Below are 25,142 nucleotides of genomic sequence, written 5' to 3'. Positions count from 1 at the left end.
GAATTTTATGAAAATATGGCAGAATAGGCGGTTTTAGAGTTTTTAGAGGATTGGCAGATGCGCTTTGTTGATGAAGCAGTCATTACCGTAGAGGCTGGCGACGGTGGCAATGGCGTAGCCAGTTTTCGCCGTGAAAAATTTGTACCATTTGGTGGCCCAGATGGTGGTGATGGCGGACGTGGTGGAAGTATCTATATTCAAGCTGATGACGATACAAGTACGCTAGTCGATTACCGTTACACACGTAAATTCCGTGCTGAGCGTGGAAAAAACGGTGCAGGTGCTAACTGTACTGGACGTGGTGGTGAAGATGTGGTTTTAAAAGTACCCGTTGGTACAACAATTGTTGATACAGATTCAGGCGATATTATTGGCGATTTGGTTGAAGACGGCCAAAGAATTCTGGTTGCTGGTGGTGGTGAAGGTGGTTTAGGTAACACTCACTTTAAATCATCAACTAACCGAGCACCGCGTAAATGTACCACTGGTACAAAAGGTGAGTTCCGCGAAATTCGTCTTGAATTAAAAGTATTGGCAGATGTTGGTTTGCTAGGTATGCCAAATGCCGGTAAATCTACTTTCATTCGTGCTGTAAGCGCTGCAAAACCAAAAGTGGCAGATTATCCATTTACAACCATGGTTCCAAACTTGGGTGTAGTCGATGCTGACCGTCATCGTTCATTTGTAATGGCCGATATTCCTGGGTTAATCGAGGGTGCAGCAGAAGGTGCTGGTTTAGGAATTCGCTTCCTTAAACATTTGGCACGTACTCGTATTCTTTTACACATTATTGATGTACAACCAATTGATGGTTCAGATCCAGCGCATAATGCAAAAGCTATTATGAATGAGTTGGCTAAGTTCTCACCAACTTTGGCTAAATTACCAGTTGTTTTAGTACTCAATAAACTTGATCAGATTGCTGAAGAAAGCCGCGAAGAGTGGTGTCAGCACATTCTAGATGAACTAGAGTGGACTGGACCTGTCTTTAAGACATCGGGCTTATTAAGCGAAGGTACAAAAGAAGTTGTGTATTACCTGATGGATCAGATTGAACAACAACGTGAACGCGAAGTTGAAGATCCTGAATACGCAGCAGAAGTAAGAGCTTTCCGTGAACAACTAGAAGTTGAAACACGTGAACAAACCATTGCGGCAAAAGAAGCATATCGTGCAATGCGTCGAGCACAACGTCTCGAAAGCATGATGGACGATGATGATGATTTTGACGATGATGAAGACGACAATGATGTAGAAGTCATCTACGTTCGTGACTAGAAAACCGAGGGAAACATGATAGAAGTGGTCGATGGGCAACGTCAGCTCAGTGAGTGTAAACGAATCGTTGTTAAAATCGGATCATCTTTACTTACAGCTAATGGGCAAGGTTTAGATCTGGACGCTATTTCGCATTGGGCGAAACAGATTGCAGATCTGCACAATGCTGGACACGAGATTATTTTAGTGTCATCAGGAGCTGTAGCAGAAGGTATGGTTCGTATGAAGCTTGCGAGTCGACCCACCGATCTACCCAGTCTACAAGCCTGTGCTGCAATTGGGCAGATGGGCTTAATTCATACTTGGTCTAGTGTGCTTGAAAACCACGGTATTCGTACTGCTCAGGTTTTATTGACTCATGATGATTTGGCAGATCGCCGTCGTTATCTGAACTCGTGTGATGCTTTGCAAAACTTGATTGATTGGCGTGTGATTCCTGTTATTAATGAAAATGACACGGTATCTACTGACGAGATCCGTTTTGGTGATAATGATACCTTAGCTGCTATGGTGGCAGGTCAGGTTCATGCAGAATTGCTGATCATTTTAACCGATCAGCAAGGTATGTTTGACTCAGATCCGCGTCATAATCCTGATGCTAAATTACTCTCTACTGTTCGGGCTATGGATGATGATTTGTTCGATATGGCCGGCGGTGGTGGTGTGCTTGGGCGAGGTGGCATGGTCACTAAAGTTCGTGCTGCACGTTTAGCTGCTAAATCTGGCTGCCCAACCCTCATCGCGAGTGGCGAAAGTGATAATGTCTTATCACGTGCGATGGCAGGTGAGATGCTAGGCACTTTGTTTACTACAGATAAAGACCGCATGACTGCTCATCAACAGTGGCTCGCTGCTCATTTACAAACAGCAGGTCGTCTTGTGATTGATGATGGTGCTGTTGAAGCGATTAAATTGAAGCATCGCAGTTTGCTCCCTGTTGGAGTTAAAAATGTTGAAGGACATTTTGATCGTGGTGATGTGGTTGAATGTGTCGATAAACAAGGTAAACGTATTGCGGTAGGTCGAGTGAACTTTAGTTCACGATCAGCCGAAATTATTAAAGGCTTAGCCTCAGATAAGGTTTATCAAGTGCTTGGTGAAGCTCGTTCACTTGAAATGATTCACCGTGATCATATGGCAATTTATTAAGATTTACTCAAATAAAAAAGCTCGCTTTAAGCGAGCTTTTTTTCTGGTGTTAAACGAGGTAAAACACGGTCTTCACCTACCATATATGGATGTGTGGCGAGACTAAGCATGTCTAAGTCTTCCGAGCTATTACCATAAGCATAAATCTGGTGGTAATGCTGTAGCGTATATTGCTGATGTATTCTTAACTTCTTTTGTTCACTACTACAGTCTGGAGTGGAATAGTAACCCGTCATCATGCCGTTTTTAATTTGAGTTTCAGTACAAATTAATTCGATATCTAGTAACTTGCAAAGTGGAGCAAGATAGACATCAATTGAAGCTGAAACTAATACGACCTGATCACCACGCAATTGATGGTGTTGTAACTGATTAAAAATTTCAGGCGAAAGCACAGAGACTAACTCTTGTGCGTATTCTTCACCTAATTTTTGTAATTCGATTGCAGGCGTATTTTTAAACATGCTACGGAATAACTTGGCACGCATAGCATGGGCAGGATAAAAGTTAAGATAGTAGGCTTGAATCCATGGCAGAATTTTCAAGCCTTGCTTAACAATGTGACGCTTAGATAAAGCATAAAAGATGAACCCTGTAAAACTATCTTTACTACACAAGGTTCCATCAAAATCGAACAGGGCGAGACTTTTTATAGTCTTATTCGTTTCGCTCGTTGCATACATGTTTCATATCGTCCGTTTACGCGGGTTGCATACCAATTGGTATTATAATCACGACTTAATTTAGGCCCAGAAATTACCACTTGAGGCATAATTGCATAGAGTGGTTCTTTGCCAGTTTTTGATTTATAAAGTTTAGTCAGCGCAATATAAGTTTGAGTACTTTCAAACTTTTTCTCTTTTTCTAATTTAAGATCATCACGGATTTGTCGTGGGGTAACCAATACATTATTTTTTGCAAATACCGTGATCAGTTCTTTTTCTGACTCGCTTTGAACTGCGCGTGGATCACCATCTTTTGTATAAAGAAGTAGATCGCCATCAAGACTTATATCTTTATCGGTAAGTTCTTTTAGCATTTTTTGAAAAGCTGCATTACGGCTAGAGTACATACCAGAGTTATAATCCGCAAAACGATAAATGGCTTTATCGTAGTCTGCCGGATAAACCATTAAACGATGTATGCCGTAATATAAACCACCGTATTCAGTATATAGGTCATCGCGGAGCGCAGCAGTACTCATACTCGAACGCTTATTGGCTTTAGCATAGTTAATATGAACTTGCATCGAACCCAAAGTCGTAATAGGGTTCATCTTCTCGCCAATATCTTGACCAACCAATTTGGCTGCACCAGTTAAGGCACTCACATGATAGTGTTTAGCCATGAAGTCGAAAATTTCTCGGTAAAGTAAGTCGAGTTCTTTCTCGGTTTTAACCTTACGCATTTGGCTCATATAGTTGTTATCAGGAGAAGGCTGAGTTCTTAGAACTTCTTCAAAATAACCAGCAATTGTTCCACCAACGGTTTTGCCAAGTTTATCTTCAAATTTTTCATTTAAACGTGTACTAACTTCTTCAACTGCCTTTTGCCCCAATCCAGGCACCTGAGGGTTGGCAACAAAGTTGGATTCCTGATCCACTACAGCTACAATACTACAGACATTTTTCTTGGTTTTAGGAATATCCAAGTCTTTCATAATGTCATCAATATCTTTAGCCCATGACTCACGGTCATGCACACGTGATGGAATTAGACGTTTAATCTGTTGGCTTTCTAGTTCAGGCTCATCATTGTTTGACCACCAAGCTTTATCACCACAAGCAGCTAAACTCATGCATACGGCAGCCATGCCGAATGATTTTAATAAAAAACGGGAAGACAACGGTTTGTTCATGGCGAGGAAAGCACCTGCATAAAAAGATGAGCCGATTAAGCGGATGAAGTATACTATGTTGATCATCAATTGTATGAATATATATGTATATTGGTCCCTATCAACTGTCAAATAATTTAATTGTTGCTCCTATGGCCGGAGTAACTGACCGTCCATTTAGAACACTCTGCAAGTATTTTGGCGCAGGCCATGCAGTCAGTGAAATGATGACTGCTGATAAAACTTTGCGGATGAGCAAAAAGAGCCTCTACCGTGCGAACTTTGATGGTGAACTCGCTCCAATCTCTGCTCAAATTGCAGGTTCTGATCCTGAGCAATTGGCAGAGGCTGCACGTTATCAAGTAGCAAATGGCGCACAAATTGTTGATATCAATATGGGATGTCCTGCCAAGAAAGTATGTAATAAGCTCGCTGGTTCAGCGTTATTACAAGATGAAGACTTAGTGGCTCGAATTCTTGATGCGGTTGTTGCTGCTGTTGATGTTCCCGTGACTTTGAAAACCCGTTTGGGCTTTTTAAATGGCCAAGAAAATATTTTAAGAGTCGCAAAAAGGGCAGAAGAAGCGGGGATTGCCGCGCTAGCTTTACATGGCCGTACTCGCGAAGACATGTATCTAAATACAGCACGTTATGATTTGATCAAACACGTTAAAGAATTAATCAATATTCCACTTATTGCGAACGGTGATATTGATAGTCCTGAAAAAGCAAAATATGTACTCGACTATACAGGGGCAGATGCAATTATGATTGGTCGCGCTGCTCAAGGTCGGCCATGGATTTTTCGTGAAATTGCTCATTATTTAAAAACTGGTGAACATTTGGCTGCACCTAATATTGAAGAGGTGAAGCAGGTGTTACTAGGACATTTATCAGAACTTTATCAATTTTATGGTGAATACTCTGGCTGCCGTATTGCCCGTAAACATATTGCTTGGTACACCAAAGGATTACGCTCAAGTAACGAATTCCGCCAAAATATGTATAAAGTTGAAAGCACTGCTGAACAGGCAATAGTAGTCGAAAACTATTTTAATCAGTTATTGGCTGAAGGCAATTTGATGAGTGATGTGCAAGTTGAGCAGGTTAACTTACTAGAAACCCATTAAATAAAAAGCCAGTATATGATTACTGGCTTTTTAAGATTTATTCATCTTCTAGCATTTCTACAACTAACTGGTTAACCAGATCAGCAGCATCTAGCTCTCGTATTTGAGAGACATTACTACCCGCCCAAAAAGCGCCGAAGCCATAGTCTTTATTTTTGCTTGCAATTGCATTGAGTTGCTTAGCCAAATCATAAGTATATGGATATTCTGGTTGAGAAGGGCGATTTGGTAGATCAATTTGTGTGTGCCAATGGTTGAGCAATCCACGTGCAGGACGTCCAGAAAGACTGGCACTAATTTGTGTCACAGGCTCATTAAATAAAGCTTTACGATATTCGGCAGATGCGTTTGATGTATGGCATTGAACAAATGCTGTTCCGAGTTGAACAGCACTAGCTCCTAAGCTCAACATATGTCGTGCTTGTGCTCCATTCATAATACCGCCAGCGGCTACCACAGGTTGTTTGCAATGTTGGACAATCAGATGTACTAAATCACTGGTTTTAATTGCTGCATCAAAGGTTTTATTAAAAATTCCACGATGTCCGCCAGCTTCAATCCCTTGAGCAATAATAATATCAATACCAGCTGCCTCAATGGCTTGTGCTTCAACTAAATTGGTAGCAGATACCATCGTAATAATTCCGGCATCTTTTAATGCCTGAATTTGATGGGGATGGGGAATGCCAAAATGAAAACTGACCGCTTTAGGTTTGGTTTCTAATACGACATTTAAAAAATCATCATTATCAAGAAAACTTGGATAAATACAGTTTAAGTTTTGAGGAGGCTGTTCTCCGAAATTTTCAAATTGGGGGCGTAAATATTCAATCCATTGTGCTGAGGTTTGAGGGTTTAGTTGTTCGGGTTGATGGCAGAAAAAATTAACCTGAAATGATTTTTCTGTAAGTGTTTGGGTTTTTAAAATCTGTTCACGTGCACTTTGCGCCGTATTTGCACCTAGACCTAAGGATCCAAGACCACCCTGATTAGAAACTTCTGCTGCAAGTTCAGGTGTAGATACACCTGCCATAGGGGCAAGAAAAATTGGATGTTTAATTTCAAGTTGTTGTAATAGGTCCATTTTATTCACCTCATTTCTTTCTATTCACCATAGCGTGAAAACCGAACCAAGAGCAAATAATATTGGGCATTTAGTTTTTAAATATTTAGTTCTTAAACATTGATAAGTTCTGACTTTTTAAAGTGGAGTAACATGAAATAAAGAGCCGATCCAGCTTGAAAAGCCCATCGCTAAAATTCCCCACAAGGTAATGCGTAGACTCCCTTTAAGCTTGGAAGTACCTGCGAAATGACTTGATAGCGCTCCTAAAAAGGCTAATGAAATAATGCCAAATATTAAGACTGTTTTTTCGATCCATATATCTGGACTGAGTAAAATAGCCAGCATAGGAAACAATGCCCCAAATGAAAATGAGCCAGCTGAAGCTAATGCGGCTTGAATAGGGTTTGCTGCGGTATTTTCATGAATACCAATTTCATCACGCGCGTGAGCCCCTAATGCATCATGATTTGTAAGTTCAGTAGCAACTTGTAGAGCTAAGTCAGGTGCTAAGCCTCTGGATATATAAATTTGGGTGAGTTCGTCCAATTCACGCTGCGGATGCTTTTTGAGTTCTTGTTCTTCAAATTTTAAGTCGGCTTTTTCAATATCTTCTTGTGATTTTACTGAAATATATTCTCCTGCAGCCATAGAGGTTGCACCAGAAATTAAACCAGCAATACATGCAATAAGAAGTGTATGAGCAGAAGCCCCACTTGCAGCCATTCCCATAATTAGGCTAGTAACAGAAATAATTCCATCATTTGCCCCTAAAACGGCCGCCCTTAACCAACCTGAGCGGTGAATAAAATGATGTTCTGGATGCTGAGAAAAGGACATGTTTTCCCCTATTTGTAGTTATAAATTTTTATCTTATCCTATAAGATTATTTACAATAATACGATTAAAAAATGTGTCATTATAGGAAAAACAAACAGATAAGAACTTTTTTAAAACATAATATTAAAGGAGATAAAATGAACAATTTAAAGAACTCATCTACTTATATAAACAGTGTCATTTATGGGTTTAATTATAATACTTATTGATTAAATTTTAATTTGATTGCTACGCAAGCATTCTACCTATTTTACTCTAGAGGTCCCAATGAATAGCAAAACAATAAAATCTATAACCCGTTCCTTTATCGTTATTGGTTCGATCTGTCCAGCTTTAGGCCTCTTAAGTGTTGAGACTAGTTTTGCGCAAGAGATTGTTAATCAAGAATATAAACCAGGTAATCCAATTTATGATAAATGGGATCAATTTTATAAAATTGAAAAGACTCAACCTGAAAATGCCGAGAAGTTATTATTAGAACTTGGAGAGATGACACCACAAGATATTAAAGTATGGAAAAGTTTAACTTATTTACAGATTAGGTTAAGGAAACAAGATGCTGCTTTGCAAAGTCTAAGAAAAGCAGAGGCATTAGATCCAGCAGATGATAATTTAAAACTCCAAGAAGCTTATCTACTGAATTCTCAAAAACATAACAAAGAGGCTTTGGTAGTTTTTAAGGAGCTTACGCAATCTAAAGATGCGGATATTGCCAATAAGGCGACACAGGCCGTAAAGAATTTAAGTGGAGGGGAAGTCAAAACTTATTTCCGTGATGTGTATTTTGCACCTTCATATGAATCACGTTACGACGATGTAATTTTCCCACTTAAAGCTCGCTATGGTAAGAACCTCGATAATGGTCGAGCGCAGGTGTATGGCTTTTTAAATCTAAACCGCGATACTCAATCTCAAGGCGGAGTACGACCTGAAATTATTGATGAAAATGCAGTAACTCTAGGTGTCGGCGCTAATTATCAACCTTGGACTTCTATACCTGTACGCATGTATTTAGAAGTAGGTGGAAGCTATGATCTGATTGACCGAAATAGAGATAAATTTCGTGAAAGTGTTGTGGGTGGGATAGCAGGTTATCAAGAATGGTATTCTCAAAATAGTTGTAATCAGTCACTTTGTTTTAATGATTACTTCACTGATTTATATGGCAATGCTGCGACTTATTCTAGAGAAGATTATAACGTTATTGGCGATTTACGCTTACGTACGGGTTTGAATGTCTATAAGGGGGAAACGGGCACTGTACAGGCGTATATGAAATTGCATGGCTTAGCTGACAGTAAAGATGAGTATTACAATAATTTATTTGAATATGGCCCAGGTATTTCATGGCAGCCTTTTAATTATCAACCTATAAAATTACGTGTAGAACGACTATATGGCAATTACTTTAAAGATGTGCCAGTAAATACGAAAGATCATTACAACAATACTCGAGTAGAACTCGTTTTTTATAAGGATTTCTAAAGTGAATAAAGTTTTTATATCTATTGTATTTGGAACCCGTCCTGAATTAATCAAACTTGCCCCTGTTATTTTATTGGCAAAACAAGACCCTCGCTTTCAAGTTGAAGTGATTTTTACTGGACAGCATGACGAACTAGTAAGAGATGCGATAGATTTCTTTGGGGTTGAAATTGACCACCGTCTTAAAATTATGAATGCTGGACAAAGTTTAAATCAGCTCTTAATTCATGGTTTGAGCCAAATCGAGAATGTATACACTGATGGGCAAAAACGAGATGCAATTGTTATCCAAGGTGATACAACAACTGTTTTAGCAGCTGGCTTAGTCGCGTTTTCAATGAAAGTCCCTGTTGCGCATGTTGAAGCTGGTTTACGTTCTTATGATTTAGATCATCCTTTTCCAGAGGAGGGAAATCGTCAGTTGGTTTCACGTATTACTAAATGGCATTTTGCCCCGACTGAACAATCAAAAAGAAATTTACTCAATGAACAAATTCCGTCAGAGCTCATTACGGTTACAGGCAATACAGTTGTTGATGCGGTGTATTTAGGGCGTAAATTAATTGCTGAAAAATCTGATTTGAAGAACCGGCTTGAACCTTATGGAATTCAATTAAAGCAAGATGACAAAGTAGTACTTATTACTGCCCACCGTCGTGAAAATTTTGGCGGTGGAATTCAAAATATTTGCAATGCGGTTGAGCACTTAGCTCAAGCACATCCTGATTTACATTTCATTTGGCCTGTACATTTAAACCCAGCCGTCCATGACGTAGTCCATGATAAGTTTAAAGACCATTCCCAAATTCATCTTGTTAAACCATTAGACTACCCAAGTCTATTGGCAGTGATAGACCGATCTACTTTTATTTTGACGGATTCGGGAGGCTTACAAGAAGAAAGTCCATCATTTAATAAGCCAGTTTTAATCTTGCGGGACACTACCGAGCGACCAGAAGTGGTTGAGGTGGGGGCAGGCGTTTTGGTGGGGACAAATCAAGAAAAAATTATTGAAGAAGCTGAAAAGTTACTCACTGACCAACAGCACTATGAAAAAATGGCGCATGTAGAAAACCCATTCGGCGATGGGCAAGCAGCTCAACGTATTCTCAATCAAATTGCTAAATCTTATGAATTGGCATAATCATGATTTAAGGATCTCGTCTCATTTATGGTTTTGTTGGCATGACCATAAGTGAGGCGGTACCATAAGCTCACAATATTAACGCACCAGCGGCTCATGTAATGAGGACCATCAAAAATATAAACAGTTTTACCTTCATATGCTTTTAGCTGAGAAATAATTTCCCAAGGATATGCGGCTCTAAATTGCCCATTCTTTTTCACTCTAAAAGCTTCTAATACTATAATTACTTTGTCTTTTCCAAGTTTATCTTCAAGCTGATCTAAAATATGTTTGGCCTGTTTAGGTGATCGAACGCCTACGCCAACACCATCTTGGAAAAAAACTCCCGTATGGTCAGGCAGCCAGCTTTTAACCCATAAATCATAATTTTCAGGCTCAGTTTCGCCACTATAAATACTCACCCAGACTGGTGAAGGAAGCTTCGATAACACATGACCTAAAGCACTGACTCGTAGCCAAGTTGGATCTGCTTCTACCGGAAAGTAATAACCTTTAAATGCTGTTTTTTGCTCTTTTATAATTTGGGCAGATTTTTCGCCTAACTCAATGACATTAGCCCGAGCTTTAGGTTCATTATATTCACCGGCTAAGCCCAATATGAGATTTTTTGCCCAAGGTTCTTGTTTAATCTTTTCTAAATTAATAGCTTTTTCCCATTGTGGAAAATTTGATTCTTTCCACCAAGATTTAGATTCAACAACAGACCATTGGGGAACAAATGTATCAACACCTAAATAGTGCCAATTTCCTTCTGGAGGAGTAGTGTTATTGTCAGGTTGCCAGAAAACACCTTCAATATGAGGGGCTTGACCTTGATGTTTGAAAAGCCCCGCATATACGATGACACTACATATAATTAAAATAATAAAAGCAGCTATTTTAATTGGTATCTGTTTTCTCATTATTTCGTCTTAACCAGTACCACAAGAAGATAATTATTATCATAATTGCAGAGATAATCACAACTAATAAGAAGAAAGAAGACTGTTGGACTAGAGGCGCCTTTTGATTTCCGACAATGAGTTTTTGTAAAACATAGATATTTCCATTTTCTGAAACCAGCATTTTCGTCACGTTGTTTGGAATTTTATGTTGTATTTTTTCCCAAAGGTGCATAAACGTTTGTGCGCCACCTTGTGAGTCGGTAATCACATCAAAGCGGTTATTGTTATAACTGACAATAAAACCATTTTGGGCAGCAGGTGCATAAATAATATCCTGATGCATTAGTACTTGTTGTTGATAAATATCTTTGTTAACGCGGACATTTACAGATTGTGGCGCGCTCGGTGAATAACGGACTAGGTTGAGAGGCATTGGTGCTTGGGTTAAAAGCATTTTTTTCGCAGTTTGACCTAACACAATCGCGATATTTAATGCACCAGATTGACCATCAACCGCAATTGTGGGGGTTGTTGCTAAAGTCATTGAAATTGCGGCTACACCATTTTTAAGTTTATGAGGTAGCTTTACAGTAGATTTGGCTGTATCAATCCAAAGTGAACCATGTGCGTTAGGTAAACATTGGGAATTGGCTATCACTGAATTTTCCAGCTTTAGACTAAAATTTGTCGTATTAGAAATAGCTTTTGCAAAAATATTGAACTGACGGTTTACTGGGTCTGAAGCAAGGTCGGCTGTTTTCATGCTTCCAGCAAGTCCTCCATCAATCCAAGCTGTAATATTGGAACCTTGTAATAAACCACTTTGAATACGAAGTGCGATTTGTCCTTGCAAGATATCGGTTGGTTGCCATACCGCAGGGAAATCAAGAAATAAGTTTTTTTCAGCGTGATTTAATCTGAAATCTTGAATACCTAAATCGGCGAGTGTATCGATTTTTTTAAATTGAGCCCATGTTGGATTAGATATTGTATTTGGAAAAACTGCGTTTCCTGTACTCAATTGTTGTACATAAGAAGAATTAATTAGTCCATTTACTGCGCTCGTTAAATCTTGTTGAGTATGATAAGTAATTGATAAGGTAGGCACACCTTCTACAGGTTTTGCAATTTGTACTAGTGCTCCGCCTTTTAGTGGTGCTGCTGAGCGAATAACTTCAATAATAAAGTTTGTTTCAGGATTTAAATTGGTTTGTCCTGAATCAACCCATTCAACAGGTGTTATGGAGGTCCATGAACTTGCTAATCTGGCGAGCATGGAGGCTTCTATAATCTCTTTACGGTTGTATTTTAAAATACCAACAAATGGAGTAGGCCGTCTCGCTTGTGGGTTATATAAAGCATCTGGCAAATCTTTTAAGCGATATTCATTACGAATAGGTGTAAAGTCGAGCTGGGAATTACTTAAATAAGTTAGGTGATCAATATCTTCTGTACAGAATGTTTCTTTGGTTTGATTCAGCGTAGTCGGTTTCGCATATTGTTGAATAATAAAATCTAAACGGTGAAAACCACTCTGACTTGCTGGAATATCAAATTTGACTTGACCATCCCCACTTAGGGTAGTGTTATAAATGAGTTTATCATCATATTTTACAAGTAAAGTTGTATCGCTTTCAGTGGAATAATCACTTGAAAATTGAATGTTTTGCCACTGGGCACCTTTGCCAATATAGAAAAAATGAGGCTCGACTGTGTATTTAGTAGAAGTACTAATATCGTCCAGTTCCCATGTATACGCATGAGCAGACATGGCGAGCATAAGACTGGTGCTGGCAAGGAGCACTTGAGCTGTTTTGTAAAGATCAAAAGTCTTTTTCATTTATTTTTTCTCCTTGCTACGTTCCGTTTTGTACCATTGAAGGGAGTTGCCCTGTATTTTATTTTTAAGCATGTCATATGCGGCTTTAAAAACAATAAATAGAAATATTTGTGAGTAACTTACGTAAGATAGAACTGAATAAAAGTAGAGTTCTGGTTTAACTTTTTCGAGTGAAAGCGTAAACCACATTTGTGCCACATATAGGCAAAATGACAGTCCCCATAGAGTTGTGAATGGGCCTGGAACTGAAATACCCGCAATATCAAGTATGCCAAGGGTTAAGGTGATATGACTCCAGAATAAAGCGGGTACAAAAAGTATGTAGCACATAATGTTGTTAAGAATTTCAATTCCGATAGGAAAAGGCGTTCTTAATGCGACGGATAAATATTTACGAGTCACATAAAAATTACCTTGGGTCCAACGTGAACGCTGTTTAACAAACACACTCAGAGATGGAGGATCTTGCTGCCAACCAATTGCATAGGGCACCCATTTAATCCGTTTTTGACCAATGAAAATCCTAAAACTCATTTCTGTATCATCGACCAATGACTTTTCATCAAAACCGCCTAAGGTTTCTAAAGCATCACGCCAAATCACATAGTTAGTACCCATTAATGTCGATAGCTCAAAACGTTGCCAACGACCGCCTTGGAAAATCCATTGGAAAAAGATGAACTCAATGGCAATAAATCGGGTCAAAATACTATCTTGCCAATTACGTGTTCTTACTTTTCCATTAACGGCTACTAATTTTTTATCGGCAAGTAGGGTTTGAGCTAGCAAGCGAACACAATCGGGTTCTGGTGTACTGTCCGCATCATAGACAACAATCAATTCGCCTCTAGCATGGGGGAGGCCATTATTAAGCGTTCTAGATTTACCTTTACCCCCCATTCCTTTAGGAACATTAACAATCTTTATGCAAGGATAAATTTTTGCCAAATTTTCGGCGATTTCTAGGGTGTTATCCTTTGACCCATCATTAATGAGTAAAACTTCATATGCTTCGGCTGGGTAATCTTGTTGAGCAATTGCATGCAAAGTATCTTCAATCACAACACCTTCATTATAGGCAGGGATCAAGACACTCAAAACGGGCCATCTCTCTGGTATTGGAAGGTTTTGTAACTCTTTTTCTGCTGTTTTTGAATATTTCCAAGCTTGATAACTTAACCACGCCCAAAATGCTTGTGGAATCCAAATCCCTAAAAATCCAAATAAGAAGAGAATATCAATGGGAGCCATTTGATTTAACCCTCCTGATAATAGACGAGATGAGCAAGACTAATAAAATCAACCCGATTACAAGAGAGAACCATGAAATATAGCTACCAAACGTACCAAGGAGGTCAGGGTAGGTACTCGTCAGAATTAGATCGAGTGGAACTACAACAGTACTTAAACCGATAAAAATGTATCCAAGGAAATTAGTTTTTACATGCTCTGGCGTACTTATGTAATTAATCTTATTAAATTTCCAAGATATTCCGAGTTGAGGATATCGAATATTTGTTGTGGGTAGATCAGCAGGAGGATTAATAATAATTTCATACCCAGAAATATGACCGTTAAAACGTTTAGCCGAATAAAATAAATGCTGTTTTTGCTTAATTTCTCTAGAGGGTAACGGGAGCTGCGAAGGGTTAAATTGAATAATATAACTACCAGCGGTCTGTGAAATTAAATTTTCATCCCATCCCGTTGAGACAAAAGCAGCCATTGGGCGCAACCCAATTGCAGTTGAAAATGTGGCTTTAGCCGCAAAATATTGAGGTTGCTCTGATTTATAAAGTGCAATCGGAATCGCACCTTGGCTGACTGCTTCTTTGAGCAAGAAATAATGAGAAAAGCTAAAAACTTCATCCGGCAATATAATGCCAGGCTTGAACCCTTTATGAATAAGTCGTTGAAAGCTATCCGAGCTGATCTGGTCAATTGTAAAGATAGGCCACCATGTATCCTGATATGGAAAAAACATTGAAAGATCATCGGTACTCTGAACTTCTGTTTTTGTTTGTTCCGTTTTAATCTCACAATGATAATATTGCCGATAGAACTGCTGTAAAGTGGCATCAGGATACTGACTAGATGCAATAATAATTCCACAAATATTAAGAAGATTAGACATTAAGTAATCTCCTCTTCAGGTGGAATCTGAATAACTTTATATTCGACTTCAAGCCGCAAAGTCATAATTTCTTTTAGCTTTTTAATAAATTCAGGTTCTTCATCCGTTTTTTGCTTGCGAATTACAATGCTGTATATAGTTTCAAGATCATCATCAGCAAACTGGAAAACGATTTCTTGTGGATGATGTTGGCTCAAAATTTTAATCATTTCATTTTGAGTGGTTTTCCACACATCGTCGCCTAACATTTCTTTAATTAAGCTTCGGTTGAGAATTCTAATTTCAAAGACTTCATAGTCTTGAATGTGATGATGATCAAGAAGCTTAAAGAAACTGCGTTGAAAATACTTGAGTGCGCTAAGCGGGAAAATATCACGGCGATAATTACGGTCATAACTTTGAATATCGCGGTATTTTTGAACGTTAATTTCAATATTATGGCGAACAGCACTCAGAAAAAGAGGAATGAGGGGAATAATAAAAAGTAAAAGAAGCTGACGTTCAATATGCGTCTGAGCCCCTAAGTCGAGTAGAAAATATACTGCAACACCGATAAAAGCGAGTAAGCCCACAATTAAGGATGCACCAACTTGTAAAAAAGCTCCAGAAATTAAAAGAATGAGAATAAAAATCCAGCTTCCTCTAAAACTTACAGGCAACCACTCATACGCCACCATGCCCATAAATAGATGAGCTGCGATAATCCATAAGACGAGTGTTCTTCCAGGGTTCTTTTGTTGCATGTGAGCTATAGCTACCTTATTGTAATGTTAATTTTTTTATACTTTTATTACTAAATGTGAGACATTGCGAAGTTGTTGTTGTTTATGGCCTTTTTTAAGTATCTATTATGTCTATTTGTAGAACAAAGTCTCACTATAGTCAAATACTGTTATTATTTTTTAATTAAAAATAAACACTTAAGACGTAATTCTTATTTAAATACTCTTGAAAGTTTCAATTGCTTTAAGACGAGTTTCCTTTAAATCTACAATTGGTTTTGGATAATTTAACTGAATATTCGTTTTAGTCGAGTAGGGCTCATGAATGGCTTTATTGTCTAGATGAGCTAATTCTTCAACCCATTGACGAATATAATCTCCATTTGGATCAAATTTCTTTGATTGAGCAATAGGGTTAAAAATTCTAAAGTAAGGTACGGCATCAGTTCCGGTAGAAGCACACCATTGCCAGCCACCATTATTTGCTGCTAAATCCCCATCGATTAAATGCTCCATAAACCATTGTTCACCTACTCGCCAATCGATGAGTAAGTTTTTACATAAAAACATAGCGGTAATCATGCGAACACGATTATGCATCCATCCCGTTTTTAAAAGTTGACGCATTCCAGCATCAATAATCGGTATACCTGTCTGGCCCGTTTGCCATGCAATTAGGTGCTCTGGGTTGTGATTCCACTTAATTTTCTGAGTGTCTTTTTTAAACGGAATATGTTTAGAAACATGGGGGAAATCAAATAAAATATGTTGATAAAATTCTCGCCAAATGAGTTCATCTAACCAAGTCTGCTGGCCTTCATTTGTCAAATGAAAGTTGCCATGTTCAGCCCTAAAAAGAGCTTGCAGGCACTGGCGGATAGACAAAATCCCAATGTTTAAGTAGGGGGAAAGTTGGCTAGTTCCTCTTACATTGGGAAAGTCACGTTCTAATTTATAATCAGATAAATGATCTTTAATAAATATGTCGAGCTGCTCTAGAGCAAAATTTTCTCCAGCTAGCCATAAGCCTTGTTGCTCTTTAGAAACAGAAGGATCAAAAAAAGCTTCAATATCTTCTAGAGTTAAGCTGTTTATTTTTGAAAAAGACGCTGGATAGCTACTTTGCTTTTCAGGAATTGGATAGCATTGAGGTAAACCACTGATATCCAATTTTGAATAACATGCTTTTTTAAATGCACCGAAAACCTGATAGGGCTGCTGTGACTGATTGCGAATAGAGCATAAAGGAAAAATCGTACGGTCATGGAATAAAAAGAGCTCTTTACCTTGTTGATTTAAAAAATCTTGTACAGTTTTATCTCTTTTTAATTCATTAACGCCGATCTCTATATTTGAATAGACATTTTCAATATTAAGTTGAGTGCTAAGTTCACCAATATAATCAGCGATATCTTTCCAGTAAGGAATGACTTGGATAATAAGGGGAATATTAAGTTGTTCTAGTTCTTTTTTTAGTTGTTGAAGTTGACGTAAATAGAAATTAATTTTTATAGGCGCATCGTGATGCATTTTCCATTGTTCAGGCGATAAAATAATTAACCCAATACAAGGCCCTTGTTGAGAGGCATGCCATAAAGCAGCATGGTCTCGAACTCTCAAATCTTGACGAAACCAAATTAGCTGATTTACGTTTGACATGAAAATTGGCCCTTATAGAGTGAGGTGAGTTAAAGAATTATTATCAAAATATTATATAAAAATAAATATATAAAAAAAGCAAAGCCGAAGCTTTGCTCTTATCATCTTTAAAGATGAATTAGTGGTGATGACCACCAGCACCGTGTACGTGACCGTGATCTAATTCTTCTTGAGAAGCATCACGGATTTCTACGATTTCAACTTCAAAAGTTAAATCTTGACCAGCAAGTGGGAAGTTAGCATCAACAACAACGTTGTCGCCTTCAACCGCTTTAACAGTAACGATCTGTACGCCGTCATCTGTTTGAGCTTGGAATTGCATACCAGGTTGAATGTTCTCAACACCTTGGAACATTTGAGCTGGAACTTCTTGTACTAGGTCTGGGTTGTATTCGCCATAACCTTCAGCAGCTGGAACGTTAACAGTGAATTTTTCACCAACAGTTTTACCTGTTAATGCATTTTCTAAACCAGGAATGATATTGCCTGCACCGTGCAAATAGGCAAGTGGTTCACCTTGAGATTGATCAAGTGTTTCACCCTCAGCGTTTGTTAATTTGTAGTGGAATGAAACCACGTGGTTATTTGCAATAGCAGTCATGTTTTTGATCCATTCAATCAATTGAAGCGTACATCATAAAGTGAAAAATAAATTTTGTAGACTACAAAATCTTAATCTTTGGCACTTTTTCTGATGCGTTTTTATATAAATAGGGACGAACTTAAAAAATTCAACTTAATACAGCTTAATTTTTGGACGTACACGTCTTGTAAGTAAATCTTTCATTGTGAGTAGTCCAGCCTGAGTATATCCGTGAATCGTTGCTTGATGTAAACGATATAAAGAGACATACATTGTTTTCGCAATATAGCCTTGCACGCTTACATCTCCAAGTAATTCTCCAACGGCTTTATGACGACTTAAAGACACGAGAGAACCTTTGTCGTTAAATGTAAACATCGGCTGTGATCGGCCATTTAGTCGAGCAGCCATAGCATCGACTAAAAAGCTGGCCTGTTGGCTTGCAACTTGAGCACGGGGGCCAAGTGGAGGATGTCTTGCATCAAGTTGGCAATGAGCGCAGTCACCAAACGCAAATACATTTGGATCAGAATAGGTTTGCAAGGTTGCATAGACCATCAGGCGGTTAATATTATCGCGTTTAAAATCGGTAAAACTTTCTAATACCTTTGGTGCTTTTACGCCTGCGGCCCAAACGGTAATATCACTTTTGAGTTGGTTGCCATTGCTAAAGTAGATGCAATGCTCATCAATTTTTTCAACGCGGTGTTGAGTTAAAATTTCAACACCCATTTTTTTGAGTTGCCCAGCACTGTGTTCAGCAGTTTTATCGCTTAGAGCAGGTAAAATACGCTCAGAAGCTTCAATTAGTGTAATTTTGACTTGGTTTGGATGAATCTTCTTTAAACCATATAGATAAAAGTTTTTAGTTGTCTCAATTAACTCAGCTGCCAGTTCCACACCTGTTGCTCCCGCACCAACAATTCCAATATTTAAAGTTCGCTGATTGGGTTGATTCTGAGCTTCAATATAAAGATGTAATAAATCTTGCTGGAAAATATCGGCTTGCTTTCTGCTATCAAGGAAATGGCAGTTTTCACGCACTCCCGTGGTATTAAAGTCATTTGATACAGAACCAAGCGCTAAAATAAGTGTGTCATAACTTAGCTCTTGCGAATGATTCTGTTGATCCTTAGACACTTGAGGGGGCATTAGTTCAATTAATTTTTTATCTTTATTAACCCCAACTAATGTTCCGAGTACAAATTCGTAATGATGTTTTTCTGAGTGCGCAAAATAGTTAGTTTGTTCTTCGTGCGGATTTAAAGAGCCAGCAGCAATTTCGTGAAGCAATGGTTTCCAAATATGGGTAAGGTTTTGGTCAACCAATGTAATCTTTGCTTTACGGTTTTTCCCAAAAGTTTCACCGAGTTGTGTGGCCAGTTCTAAGCCGCCAGCACCACCACCAACAATTACAATATGATGTAAATTTTGGGTCATTTTTTCACCTAATTATTTTTCTATAAAAAAAGATGGCTAAATTATGCCATCTTTTATTTATAAAATTTATTGTGCGTCTGTGCACAATTTGATGTTTTTAGTGCGAATCTACAGGGTAGAGTTTTGCAGCACTATGTTCACTTGATGAAAAAATAGAGAAGAGGCTAGAAAACCACATTGCGATTTTTTGGAAAATATTGGCTTCTTCAATATGTACGTTATCTTCGATTTGAAGACTACGGATCAGTTGATTATTTTGATAAATCGATACTGTTGCCAAACTTACGACTTTCATTAATGGCGCAGTTAATTGTTTTTCATTGAGCTCAATGTTTACATGTGTTTGAGTCGTTTCAAGTGGAGCAATCACCTTGAGCTGTTGGTTACTATCGAGTACTTGAACGCGTTGGGTTGCATTATCAAAAGTATTTAGGTCAATTGGTGCTGGGTCTGCATATAAAGATGTCGTTACAATTGTTGGTTGCTTTGTTTCAACCTTAAACATTTTTAAAGTCGACTTTACAACAGGTAGTTCAGCAATTAATTTCTGCTCAGGAATAATCACTTCATCACGTGTATAGGCGTAAGCAAGATTCATTAATTTATCTGCAATCTCAGCGCGTTTTACAGCACTCGGTGTACCTAAAACAATGACTAATAAACGTCTTTGAGTTAAGTCAGATGAGAATGAAGGACGTGAAGCTGTGAGTGCCAAGTTATAACCTGCTGCTTTGGTATATCCCGTTTTAAGGCCATCTACATATGGATCATATTTGAGCGCAAGGTTTGTCGCATGATGGAAGCGTTGGTTATAGCTAAAGCTTGGCATTTTTGAATAATGTAAATATTCAGGGGTTTGTTTAATTAATGCCTGACTTAATAAGCTAAGGTCGTGTGCTGTAGTGAAATGGTCAGGCATCGTAATTCCGGCAGGATTACTAAAATGAGTATCTTTCATACCCAAAGCTTGAGCTTCCTGATTCATACGTTGCACGAAACGCGGAACATCACCAGAGATTTTTTCAGCTAAAGTCACGGCTGCATCATTAGCAGACATCACGATTAGACCTGCCAATAACTGATCAACTGAAATTTGTTCACCAGCTTTAAGATACATTTGTGATTCATCCCACTGCACAACACTAACCACTGGAGTTGCAGTAATGATTTCTTCTTTTTTCAGTTTTCCAGCTTTAATCTCTTTTAGGGCAATGTATGCAACCATCATTTTGGTTAAAGATGCTGGTGCGCGTTGAACATGGCTATTATGCTCAGCAATGATTTGACCCGATTGAGTATCTACAATAGTCCATGCAGCAGCTTCAACACTTTCAGGTGCAATATTGAGTAATGCAGCATTGGTTACGGTAGTACAAAAAATACTAAAGAGGGTAAAAAGAGATAGAAAAAATTTCACGGATGACCTTAACTTCACTGGCAAATACGGGACACAGATGCACAGCATGCTATGCCTTTTTTTCGTGGAAGGCTAGTGGGAATTGTTGCCAAAAAATACATCTACGCAAGACGATACAAAAAAGTGATAATCTAATGTGAAGCCGTTCTTATTTTAAATTGAAGAATTTATGTTGCATTATCAAATTGAGTTCGATGATTACAAACAGCACCTTGTTCACGTGACAATTCGTTTTTTAGCCAACCCGAATCAGGAACTTTGGTTACCAACGTGGATTCCGGGTAGTTATCTAATTCGAGAATTCTCAAAACATATTGAATCCGTTAAAGCTTATGATGAAGCTGGACGTCTGCTGGACATTAAAAAAACGAGTAAGAATCGCTGGCGTTTATTTAATACAGACCACGAATTAATGACGATTGAATATGATGTGTATGCATATGATTTGTCTGTACGTGGTGCGTATGTAGACCAGACACGCTTATATATTAATCCAGCATGTGTATGTTTAGCTTTAGAAGGGCAAGAACAGTCTGCTTGTGAAGTCGAAGTTTTCTTGCCAGATGAATTAAAGCATTTTCAGTTAGCAACGGGCTTAGCTTCAAAAAGCTTAGTTAAAGGTCGATTTACTTTAAAAGCAGATCATTATGATCAACTGATCGATAGTCCATTTGAGTTGGCTGATCAAACACGCTTTAGTTTTGAGACGAACGGCATTGAACATGAGTTCGTAATTTCTGGTTCGCACAATACCAATATTGATCGTCTAAAAGCCGATATTGAAAAAATTTGTGCAGCTGAAATTAATATGTTCGGTTCAGCACCATTTAAAAACTATACTTTTATGACCATGGCAACAGGGAATAGTTATGGCGGATTAGAGCATTGTAATAGCACAAGCTTGATTACACCGCGTGAGGATTTGCCAAAGTCGAATGAACCCACTGAACCTTCTAAAGATTATCAACGCTTTTTAGGCTTATGTAGTCATGAATATTTTCATTCATGGTTAGTCAAGTTTATCCGCCCAGAAAACTTTGCAAACTATAATTTGCATCAAGAAGGTTATACTTCTTTACTTTGGATATTTGAAGGCTTTACTTCATATTATGATGACCTGATTTTATTACGTAGCGGCGTGATTTCTCAGAAGTCTTATCTTGATTTACTCAAAGCACAAATTGACCGCTACTTGCAAAACCCGGGTCGTTTTGTTCAAACAGTTGCAGAGTCAAGTTTTGACGCGTGGATAAAATTTTATCGCCAAGATGAAAACTCGAATAATGCGGGTACCAGTTACTACAATAAAGGTTCGTTAGTTGCATTATGTCTAGATTTAGGTTTACGTCTACGTGGTTCTAGTCTTGATGCTTTAATGCGTCGGTTATATGAAAACACTCAAAATGGTATGCAAGTAAATGAAAGAACTATTTTTGATTTATGTAAAGAACTGACGGGTGATAGCTGGATTGAACAAATTAATCATTTGATTAATACCACTGATGAATTACCACTTGATCAACTGTTCCCTGAGTTTGGCTTAAGTTATAGAGTTAAAACTGACAAATCTTTGCCACTTGGTTTGAAACTTGTTGATAAGCCAGAAGGCGTACTCGTGCAAAGTGCTCGCCGCGATAGCACAGCAGCTAAAGCAGGTATTTCTGCCAATGATGTAATTATCGCAATTGATGGTTTAAAAGCGACCACTAAACTTGTTGAGAAGTATGCAAAACAGGGCGGTACTTATACTGTGTATGCTTTCCGTCGCGATGAGTTAATATCTTTTGAAGTTGAGTGTGCTACATCTGATTTAACTGAAGTTGAACTTATTATTGAAGATCAGGCTAAAACTGAAAAATGGTTAAAAGCTTAAATAACAGTTAAATAGTATATAAAAAACCGATGTTTTGTACATCGGTTTTTTATTTTTAAGTGCTACTAAAAGATGAAATCCGTTTTATCTTTGAGTTTGTTTTGAATGAAAAGTATAATAATTGTCAGAACTCTGAAAGATATCTCATGTAATTTAATCGTATTCAGTCCATAAAAAAGTAATGATGAATTATGTATTACTTAAAGTTGGGTATAGGAATATTATCAATAGATTTAAATTATGTATTATTTCGCTGCGAAATGTCGTTATCACTGGATATTTCGTTGACTGGAAGACAATGAGAGCCGATACTCTCAGGGTTTTATTTAAGCATATCGGTTCGTAGGCACTGGGCCACAAGCTCGGTCCTCAACACTCAATCAAACGGAAGGGGCTATATATGGCTGGTGAAAAGTCAACTATTATTTACACACTGACTGATGAGGCGCCATTATTGGCGACCTATTCGCTACTGCCGATCATTGAGACCTTTACCAAGCCAGCTGGCATCGAGATTATTAAAAGTGACATCTCTGTAGCTGCACGTGTGCTCGCAGAATTCGCTGATTACCTAAGTGAAGAGCAAAAGGTATCCGACAACCTTGCAGAGCTAGGTCGTCTTACACAAGATCCAGATACAAACATTATCAAACTCCCGAACATTAGTGCGTCTGTTGCGCAATTAACTGCATGTATTAAAGAGCTTCAATCAAAAGGTTATGCAATTCCAGATTATCCGGAAAATCCAACGACTGAAGAAGAAAAATCAATCAAAGCTCGTTATGGTAAGTGCCTTGGTTCAGCAGTAAACCCTGTCCTTCGTGAAGGTAACTCTGACCGCCGTGCTCCAGCAGCAGTTAAAAACTATGCGAAAAAACACCCTCATTCAATGAGCGAGTGGAAACAGTGGTCACAAACCCACGTTTCACATATGGAAGAAGGTGACTTCTACCATGGTGAAAAATCAATGACACTTGATCGCGCGCGTAATGTGAAAATGGAACTTATCACAAATAGTGGTAAGAGCATTGTTCTTAAGCCAAAAGTTGCGCTTCAAGAAGGTGAAATCATTGATTCAATGTTCATGAGCAAGAAAGCACTTTGTGATTTCTATGAAAAAGAACTTGATGATTGTAAAGAAGCGGGAATTTTATTCTCTTTACACGTAAAAGCGACAATGATGAAAGTTTCACACCCGATCGTTTTCGGTCACTGTGTGAAAATCTATTACAAAGAAGCTTTCGAAAAACACGGTAAGTTATTTGACGAATTAGGCATTAACGTTAATAACGGTATGGCTGGGTTGTACGAGAAAATCGAAACTCTTCCAACTTCGTTGCGTGAAGAAATCATTGAAGACTTGCATGCTTGTCAAGAACACCGTCCTGCACTTGCAATGGTTGACTCAGCAAAAGGCATCACAAACTTCCATTCACCAAACGACATCATCGTTGATGCTTCTATGCCAGCAATGATCCGTGCCGGTGGTAAAATGTGGGGTGCTGATGGTAAGCAGTATGATGCTAAAGCTGTTATGCCAGAATCAACATTTGCCCGTATTTACCAAGAAATGATCAACTTCTGTAAGTGGCATGGTAACTTCGATCCGAAGACTATGGGTACAGTACCAAACGTTGGTTTGATGGCTCAAAAAGCTGAAGAATACGGTTCTCACGACAAGACTTTTGAGATTTCAGAAGCTGGTATTGCAAATATTACCGATCTTGACACTGGTGAAGTGTTATTGACTCAAAATGTTGAAGAAGGCGATATCTGGCGTATGTGTCAGGTTAAAGATGCTCCGATTCGTGACTGGGTTAAACTTGCAGTAACTCGTGCACGTAACTCAGGTATGCCTGCAATCTTCTGGCTTGACCCGTACCGCCCACACGAAAACGAATTGATCAAGAAAGTACAAAAGTACTTAAAAGATCATGATACGACTGGTCTTGATATCCAAATCATGTCTCAAGTACGTGCAATGCGTTACACACTTGAGCGCGTAGTACGTGGCCTAGACACGATTTCTGTGACTGGTAACATCTTACGTGACTACTTAACTGACTTGTTCCCAATTATGGAACTTGGTACTTCTGCAAAAATGTTGTCTATCGTTCCGCTAATGGCGGGTGGTGGTATGTACGAAACTGGTGCAGGTGGTTCAGCGCCAAAACACGTACAACAACTTGTTGAAGAAAACCACTTACGTTGGGATTCACTTGGTGAGTTCCTTGCGCTTGCAGTATCTTTAGAAGAAATGGGTATTAAAGAAAATAATGCTCGTGCTAAGTTACTTGCGAAGACACTTGATGAAGCGACTGGTAAATTGCTTGACAATGACAAGTCTCCATCACGTCGTACTGGTGAAATCGATAACCGTGGCAGCCACTTCTACTTGTCACTTTACTGGGCTGAAGCACTTGCTGCTCAGAACGAAGATGCTGAGTTGAAAGCTAAATTTGCTCCTCTTGCTAAAGCTTTAGCTGAAAATGAAGAGAAGATTGTTGCTGAACTTGCTCAAGTACAAGGTAAACCAGCGGACATCGGTGGTTACTACGCAATTGACCCAACTAAAGTAAATGCTGTAATGCGTCCAAGTGCTACATTTAATGCAGCTCTTGCAACAGTTGAGGCTTAATTACTCACTCGTTAGTAAATAGC

Annotated in this window: 20 protein-coding genes; 7 read left to right on the top strand and 13 right to left on the bottom strand. The window is 38.5% G+C overall.

The window, feature by feature from the left end; all coding sequences use genetic code 11:
• The first annotated feature begins 57 nt into the window (after positions 1–57).
• Together cgtA and proB are read left to right on the top strand one after the other, a co-directional pair.
• On the top strand, positions 58–1,278 hold the full coding sequence (gene cgtA / locus MKL51_RS20850; RefSeq protein WP_002118576.1) for an Obg family GTPase CgtA: 1,221 nt from the start codon (positions 58–60) through the stop codon (positions 1,276–1,278).
• A 15-nt stretch (positions 1,279–1,293) separates the two neighbouring features.
• Positions 1,294–2,427: a glutamate 5-kinase gene (proB, locus tag MKL51_RS20845; protein WP_002118789.1), complete on the top strand. Its 1,134-nt coding sequence runs from the start codon at positions 1,294–1,296 to the stop codon at positions 2,425–2,427.
• A gap of 26 nt (positions 2,428–2,453) precedes the next feature.
• Here the strand turns inward: proB and MKL51_RS20840 are convergent, their stop codons facing one another.
• Both MKL51_RS20840 and MKL51_RS20835 read right to left on the bottom strand, forming a co-directional pair.
• A complete protein-coding gene (locus MKL51_RS20840; protein WP_005067866.1) occupies positions 2,454–3,110 on the bottom strand; it encodes an HAD-IB family hydrolase in 657 nt (218 codons plus the stop codon).
• Entirely contained in the window at positions 3,077–4,285 is a 1,209-nt protein-coding gene (locus tag MKL51_RS20835) for a DUF1615 domain-containing protein (protein ID WP_049069290.1), read from the bottom strand. The genes MKL51_RS20840 and MKL51_RS20835 overlap by 34 nt, the downstream gene beginning before the upstream one ends.
• An 83-nt stretch (positions 4,286–4,368) precedes the next feature.
• Between MKL51_RS20835 and dusB the strand changes: the two genes are divergently transcribed.
• Positions 4,369–5,394 (top strand): tRNA dihydrouridine synthase DusB, encoded by a 1,026-nt coding sequence (gene dusB, locus MKL51_RS20830; RefSeq protein ID WP_005067871.1) that lies wholly within the window; start codon positions 4,369–4,371, stop codon positions 5,392–5,394.
• A 37-nt stretch (positions 5,395–5,431) separates the two neighbouring features.
• Here the strand turns inward: dusB and MKL51_RS20825 are convergent, their stop codons facing one another.
• Both MKL51_RS20825 and MKL51_RS20820 read right to left on the bottom strand, forming a co-directional pair.
• Entirely contained in the window at positions 5,432–6,478 is a 1,047-nt protein-coding gene (locus tag MKL51_RS20825) for an NAD(P)H-dependent flavin oxidoreductase (RefSeq protein ID WP_005073201.1), read from the bottom strand.
• A 117-nt stretch (positions 6,479–6,595) separates the two neighbouring features.
• Positions 6,596–7,297, bottom strand: a complete 702-nt coding sequence (locus MKL51_RS20820) for a VIT1/CCC1 transporter family protein (RefSeq protein ID WP_002118524.1) — start codon at positions 7,295–7,297, stop codon at positions 6,596–6,598.
• A 267-nt stretch (positions 7,298–7,564) separates the two neighbouring features.
• Here MKL51_RS20820 and MKL51_RS20815 point away from each other — a divergent pair, with 267 nt between their 5' ends.
• Together MKL51_RS20815 and wecB are read left to right on the top strand one after the other, a co-directional pair.
• Positions 7,565–8,782 (top strand): tetratricopeptide repeat protein, encoded by a 1,218-nt coding sequence (locus MKL51_RS20815; RefSeq protein WP_002118409.1) that lies wholly within the window; start codon positions 7,565–7,567, stop codon positions 8,780–8,782.
• 1 nt (position 8,783) lies between these two features.
• Entirely contained in the window at positions 8,784–9,926 is a 1,143-nt protein-coding gene (gene wecB, locus MKL51_RS20810) for a non-hydrolyzing UDP-N-acetylglucosamine 2-epimerase (protein WP_032006957.1), read from the top strand.
• Here wecB and MKL51_RS20805 read toward each other — a convergent pair.
• The 9 genes from MKL51_RS20805 to MKL51_RS20765 all read right to left on the bottom strand — a co-directional run bounded on the left by MKL51_RS20805 (position 9,911) and on the right by MKL51_RS20765 (position 20,608).
• Positions 9,911–10,831: a hypothetical protein gene (locus MKL51_RS20805; protein WP_017386261.1), complete on the bottom strand. Its 921-nt coding sequence runs from the start codon at positions 10,829–10,831 to the stop codon at positions 9,911–9,913. The genes wecB and MKL51_RS20805 overlap by 16 nt on opposite strands.
• Entirely contained in the window at positions 10,809–12,653 is a 1,845-nt protein-coding gene (locus MKL51_RS20800) for a hypothetical protein (protein WP_002118983.1), read from the bottom strand. Before MKL51_RS20800 ends, MKL51_RS20805 begins: the two co-directional genes overlap by 23 nt.
• A complete protein-coding gene (locus MKL51_RS20795) occupies positions 12,654–13,904 on the bottom strand; it encodes a glycosyltransferase family 2 protein (protein WP_032006958.1) in 1,251 nt (416 codons plus the stop codon). It abuts the gene before it with no gap.
• The gene (locus MKL51_RS20790; RefSeq protein ID WP_002118561.1) at positions 13,891–14,787 is read right to left on the bottom strand and encodes a hypothetical protein; all 897 of its coding nucleotides are present in this window, start codon (positions 14,785–14,787) and stop codon (positions 13,891–13,893) included. Before MKL51_RS20790 ends, MKL51_RS20795 begins: the two co-directional genes overlap by 14 nt.
• Positions 14,787–15,530 carry a hypothetical protein gene (locus MKL51_RS20785; protein ID WP_002118735.1) on the bottom strand — a complete coding sequence of 248 codons (744 nt, stop codon included), beginning with the start codon at positions 15,528–15,530 and terminating at the stop codon, positions 14,787–14,789. The genes MKL51_RS20790 and MKL51_RS20785 overlap by 1 nt, the downstream gene beginning before the upstream one ends.
• 195 nt (positions 15,531–15,725) lie before the next feature.
• Positions 15,726–17,168, bottom strand: a complete 1,443-nt coding sequence (locus MKL51_RS20780; protein WP_032006960.1) for a cryptochrome/photolyase family protein — start codon at positions 17,166–17,168, stop codon at positions 15,726–15,728.
• 118 nt (positions 17,169–17,286) lie between these two features.
• A complete protein-coding gene (locus MKL51_RS20775; RefSeq protein ID WP_002118581.1) occupies positions 17,287–17,769 on the bottom strand; it encodes an FKBP-type peptidyl-prolyl cis-trans isomerase in 483 nt (160 codons plus the stop codon).
• 135 nt (positions 17,770–17,904) lie between these two features.
• Positions 17,905–19,191 carry an NAD(P)/FAD-dependent oxidoreductase gene (locus MKL51_RS20770; RefSeq protein ID WP_032006961.1) on the bottom strand — a complete coding sequence of 429 codons (1,287 nt, stop codon included), beginning with the start codon at positions 19,189–19,191 and terminating at the stop codon, positions 17,905–17,907.
• A 97-nt stretch (positions 19,192–19,288) separates the two neighbouring features.
• On the bottom strand, positions 19,289–20,608 hold the full coding sequence (locus MKL51_RS20765; protein ID WP_017480597.1) for a D-alanyl-D-alanine carboxypeptidase PBP6B: 1,320 nt from the start codon (positions 20,606–20,608) through the stop codon (positions 19,289–19,291).
• A gap of 169 nt (positions 20,609–20,777) precedes the next feature.
• Between MKL51_RS20765 and MKL51_RS20760 the strand changes: the two genes are divergently transcribed.
• Both MKL51_RS20760 and MKL51_RS20755 read left to right on the top strand, forming a co-directional pair.
• Positions 20,778–22,481 (top strand): M61 family metallopeptidase, encoded by a 1,704-nt coding sequence (locus tag MKL51_RS20760; protein ID WP_017480598.1) that lies wholly within the window; start codon positions 20,778–20,780, stop codon positions 22,479–22,481.
• Positions 22,482–22,881: 400 nt separating this feature from the next.
• Complete coding sequence (locus MKL51_RS20755; RefSeq protein ID WP_002118624.1) at positions 22,882–25,119, top strand: NADP-dependent isocitrate dehydrogenase; 2,238 nt, start codon at positions 22,882–22,884, stop codon at positions 25,117–25,119.
• Positions 25,120–25,142 lie beyond the last annotated feature (23 nt).

It is taken from the genome of Acinetobacter sp. AOR18_HL (genome assembly GCF_027855145.1).
In the GTDB taxonomy this organism is placed as follows: Bacteria; Pseudomonadota; Gammaproteobacteria; order Pseudomonadales; family Moraxellaceae; genus Acinetobacter; species Acinetobacter pittii.
This window is presented reverse-complemented; position numbering and strand designations above follow the sequence as displayed.

Coding starts and splice junctions, on each gene's coding strand:
- MKL51_RS20840 (WP_005067866.1), bottom strand. CDS start 3,110: ATGTATGCAACGAGCGAAACGAATAAGACTATAAAAAGTCTCGCCCTG.
- MKL51_RS20785 (WP_002118735.1), bottom strand. CDS start 15,530: ATGCAACAAAAGAACCCTGGAAGAACACTCGTCTTATGGATTATCGCA.
- MKL51_RS20755 (WP_002118624.1), top strand. CDS start 22,882: ATGGCTGGTGAAAAGTCAACTATTATTTACACACTGACTGATGAGGCG.
- MKL51_RS20775 (WP_002118581.1), bottom strand. CDS start 17,769: ATGACTGCTATTGCAAATAACCACGTGGTTTCATTCCACTACAAATTA.
- MKL51_RS20820 (WP_002118524.1), bottom strand. CDS start 7,297: ATGTCCTTTTCTCAGCATCCAGAACATCATTTTATTCACCGCTCAGGT.
- dusB (WP_005067871.1), top strand. CDS start 4,369: ATGTATATTGGTCCCTATCAACTGTCAAATAATTTAATTGTTGCTCCT.
- MKL51_RS20790 (WP_002118561.1), bottom strand. CDS start 14,787: ATGTCTAATCTTCTTAATATTTGTGGAATTATTATTGCATCTAGTCAG.
- MKL51_RS20770 (WP_032006961.1), bottom strand. CDS start 19,191: ATGACCCAAAATTTACATCATATTGTAATTGTTGGTGGTGGTGCTGGC.
- MKL51_RS20795 (WP_032006958.1), bottom strand. CDS start 13,904: ATGGCTCCCATTGATATTCTCTTCTTATTTGGATTTTTAGGGATTTGG.
- MKL51_RS20815 (WP_002118409.1), top strand. CDS start 7,565: ATGAATAGCAAAACAATAAAATCTATAACCCGTTCCTTTATCGTTATT.
- MKL51_RS20780 (WP_032006960.1), bottom strand. CDS start 17,168: ATGTCAAACGTAAATCAGCTAATTTGGTTTCGTCAAGATTTGAGAGTT.
- MKL51_RS20825 (WP_005073201.1), bottom strand. CDS start 6,478: ATGGACCTATTACAACAACTTGAAATTAAACATCCAATTTTTCTTGCC.
- cgtA (WP_002118576.1), top strand. CDS start 58: ATGCGCTTTGTTGATGAAGCAGTCATTACCGTAGAGGCTGGCGACGGT.
- proB (WP_002118789.1), top strand. CDS start 1,294: ATGATAGAAGTGGTCGATGGGCAACGTCAGCTCAGTGAGTGTAAACGA.
- MKL51_RS20800 (WP_002118983.1), bottom strand. CDS start 12,653: ATGAAAAAGACTTTTGATCTTTACAAAACAGCTCAAGTGCTCCTTGCC.
- MKL51_RS20805 (WP_017386261.1), bottom strand. CDS start 10,831: ATGAGAAAACAGATACCAATTAAAATAGCTGCTTTTATTATTTTAATT.
- MKL51_RS20760 (WP_017480598.1), top strand. CDS start 20,778: ATGTTGCATTATCAAATTGAGTTCGATGATTACAAACAGCACCTTGTT.
- MKL51_RS20835 (WP_049069290.1), bottom strand. CDS start 4,285: ATGAACAAACCGTTGTCTTCCCGTTTTTTATTAAAATCATTCGGCATG.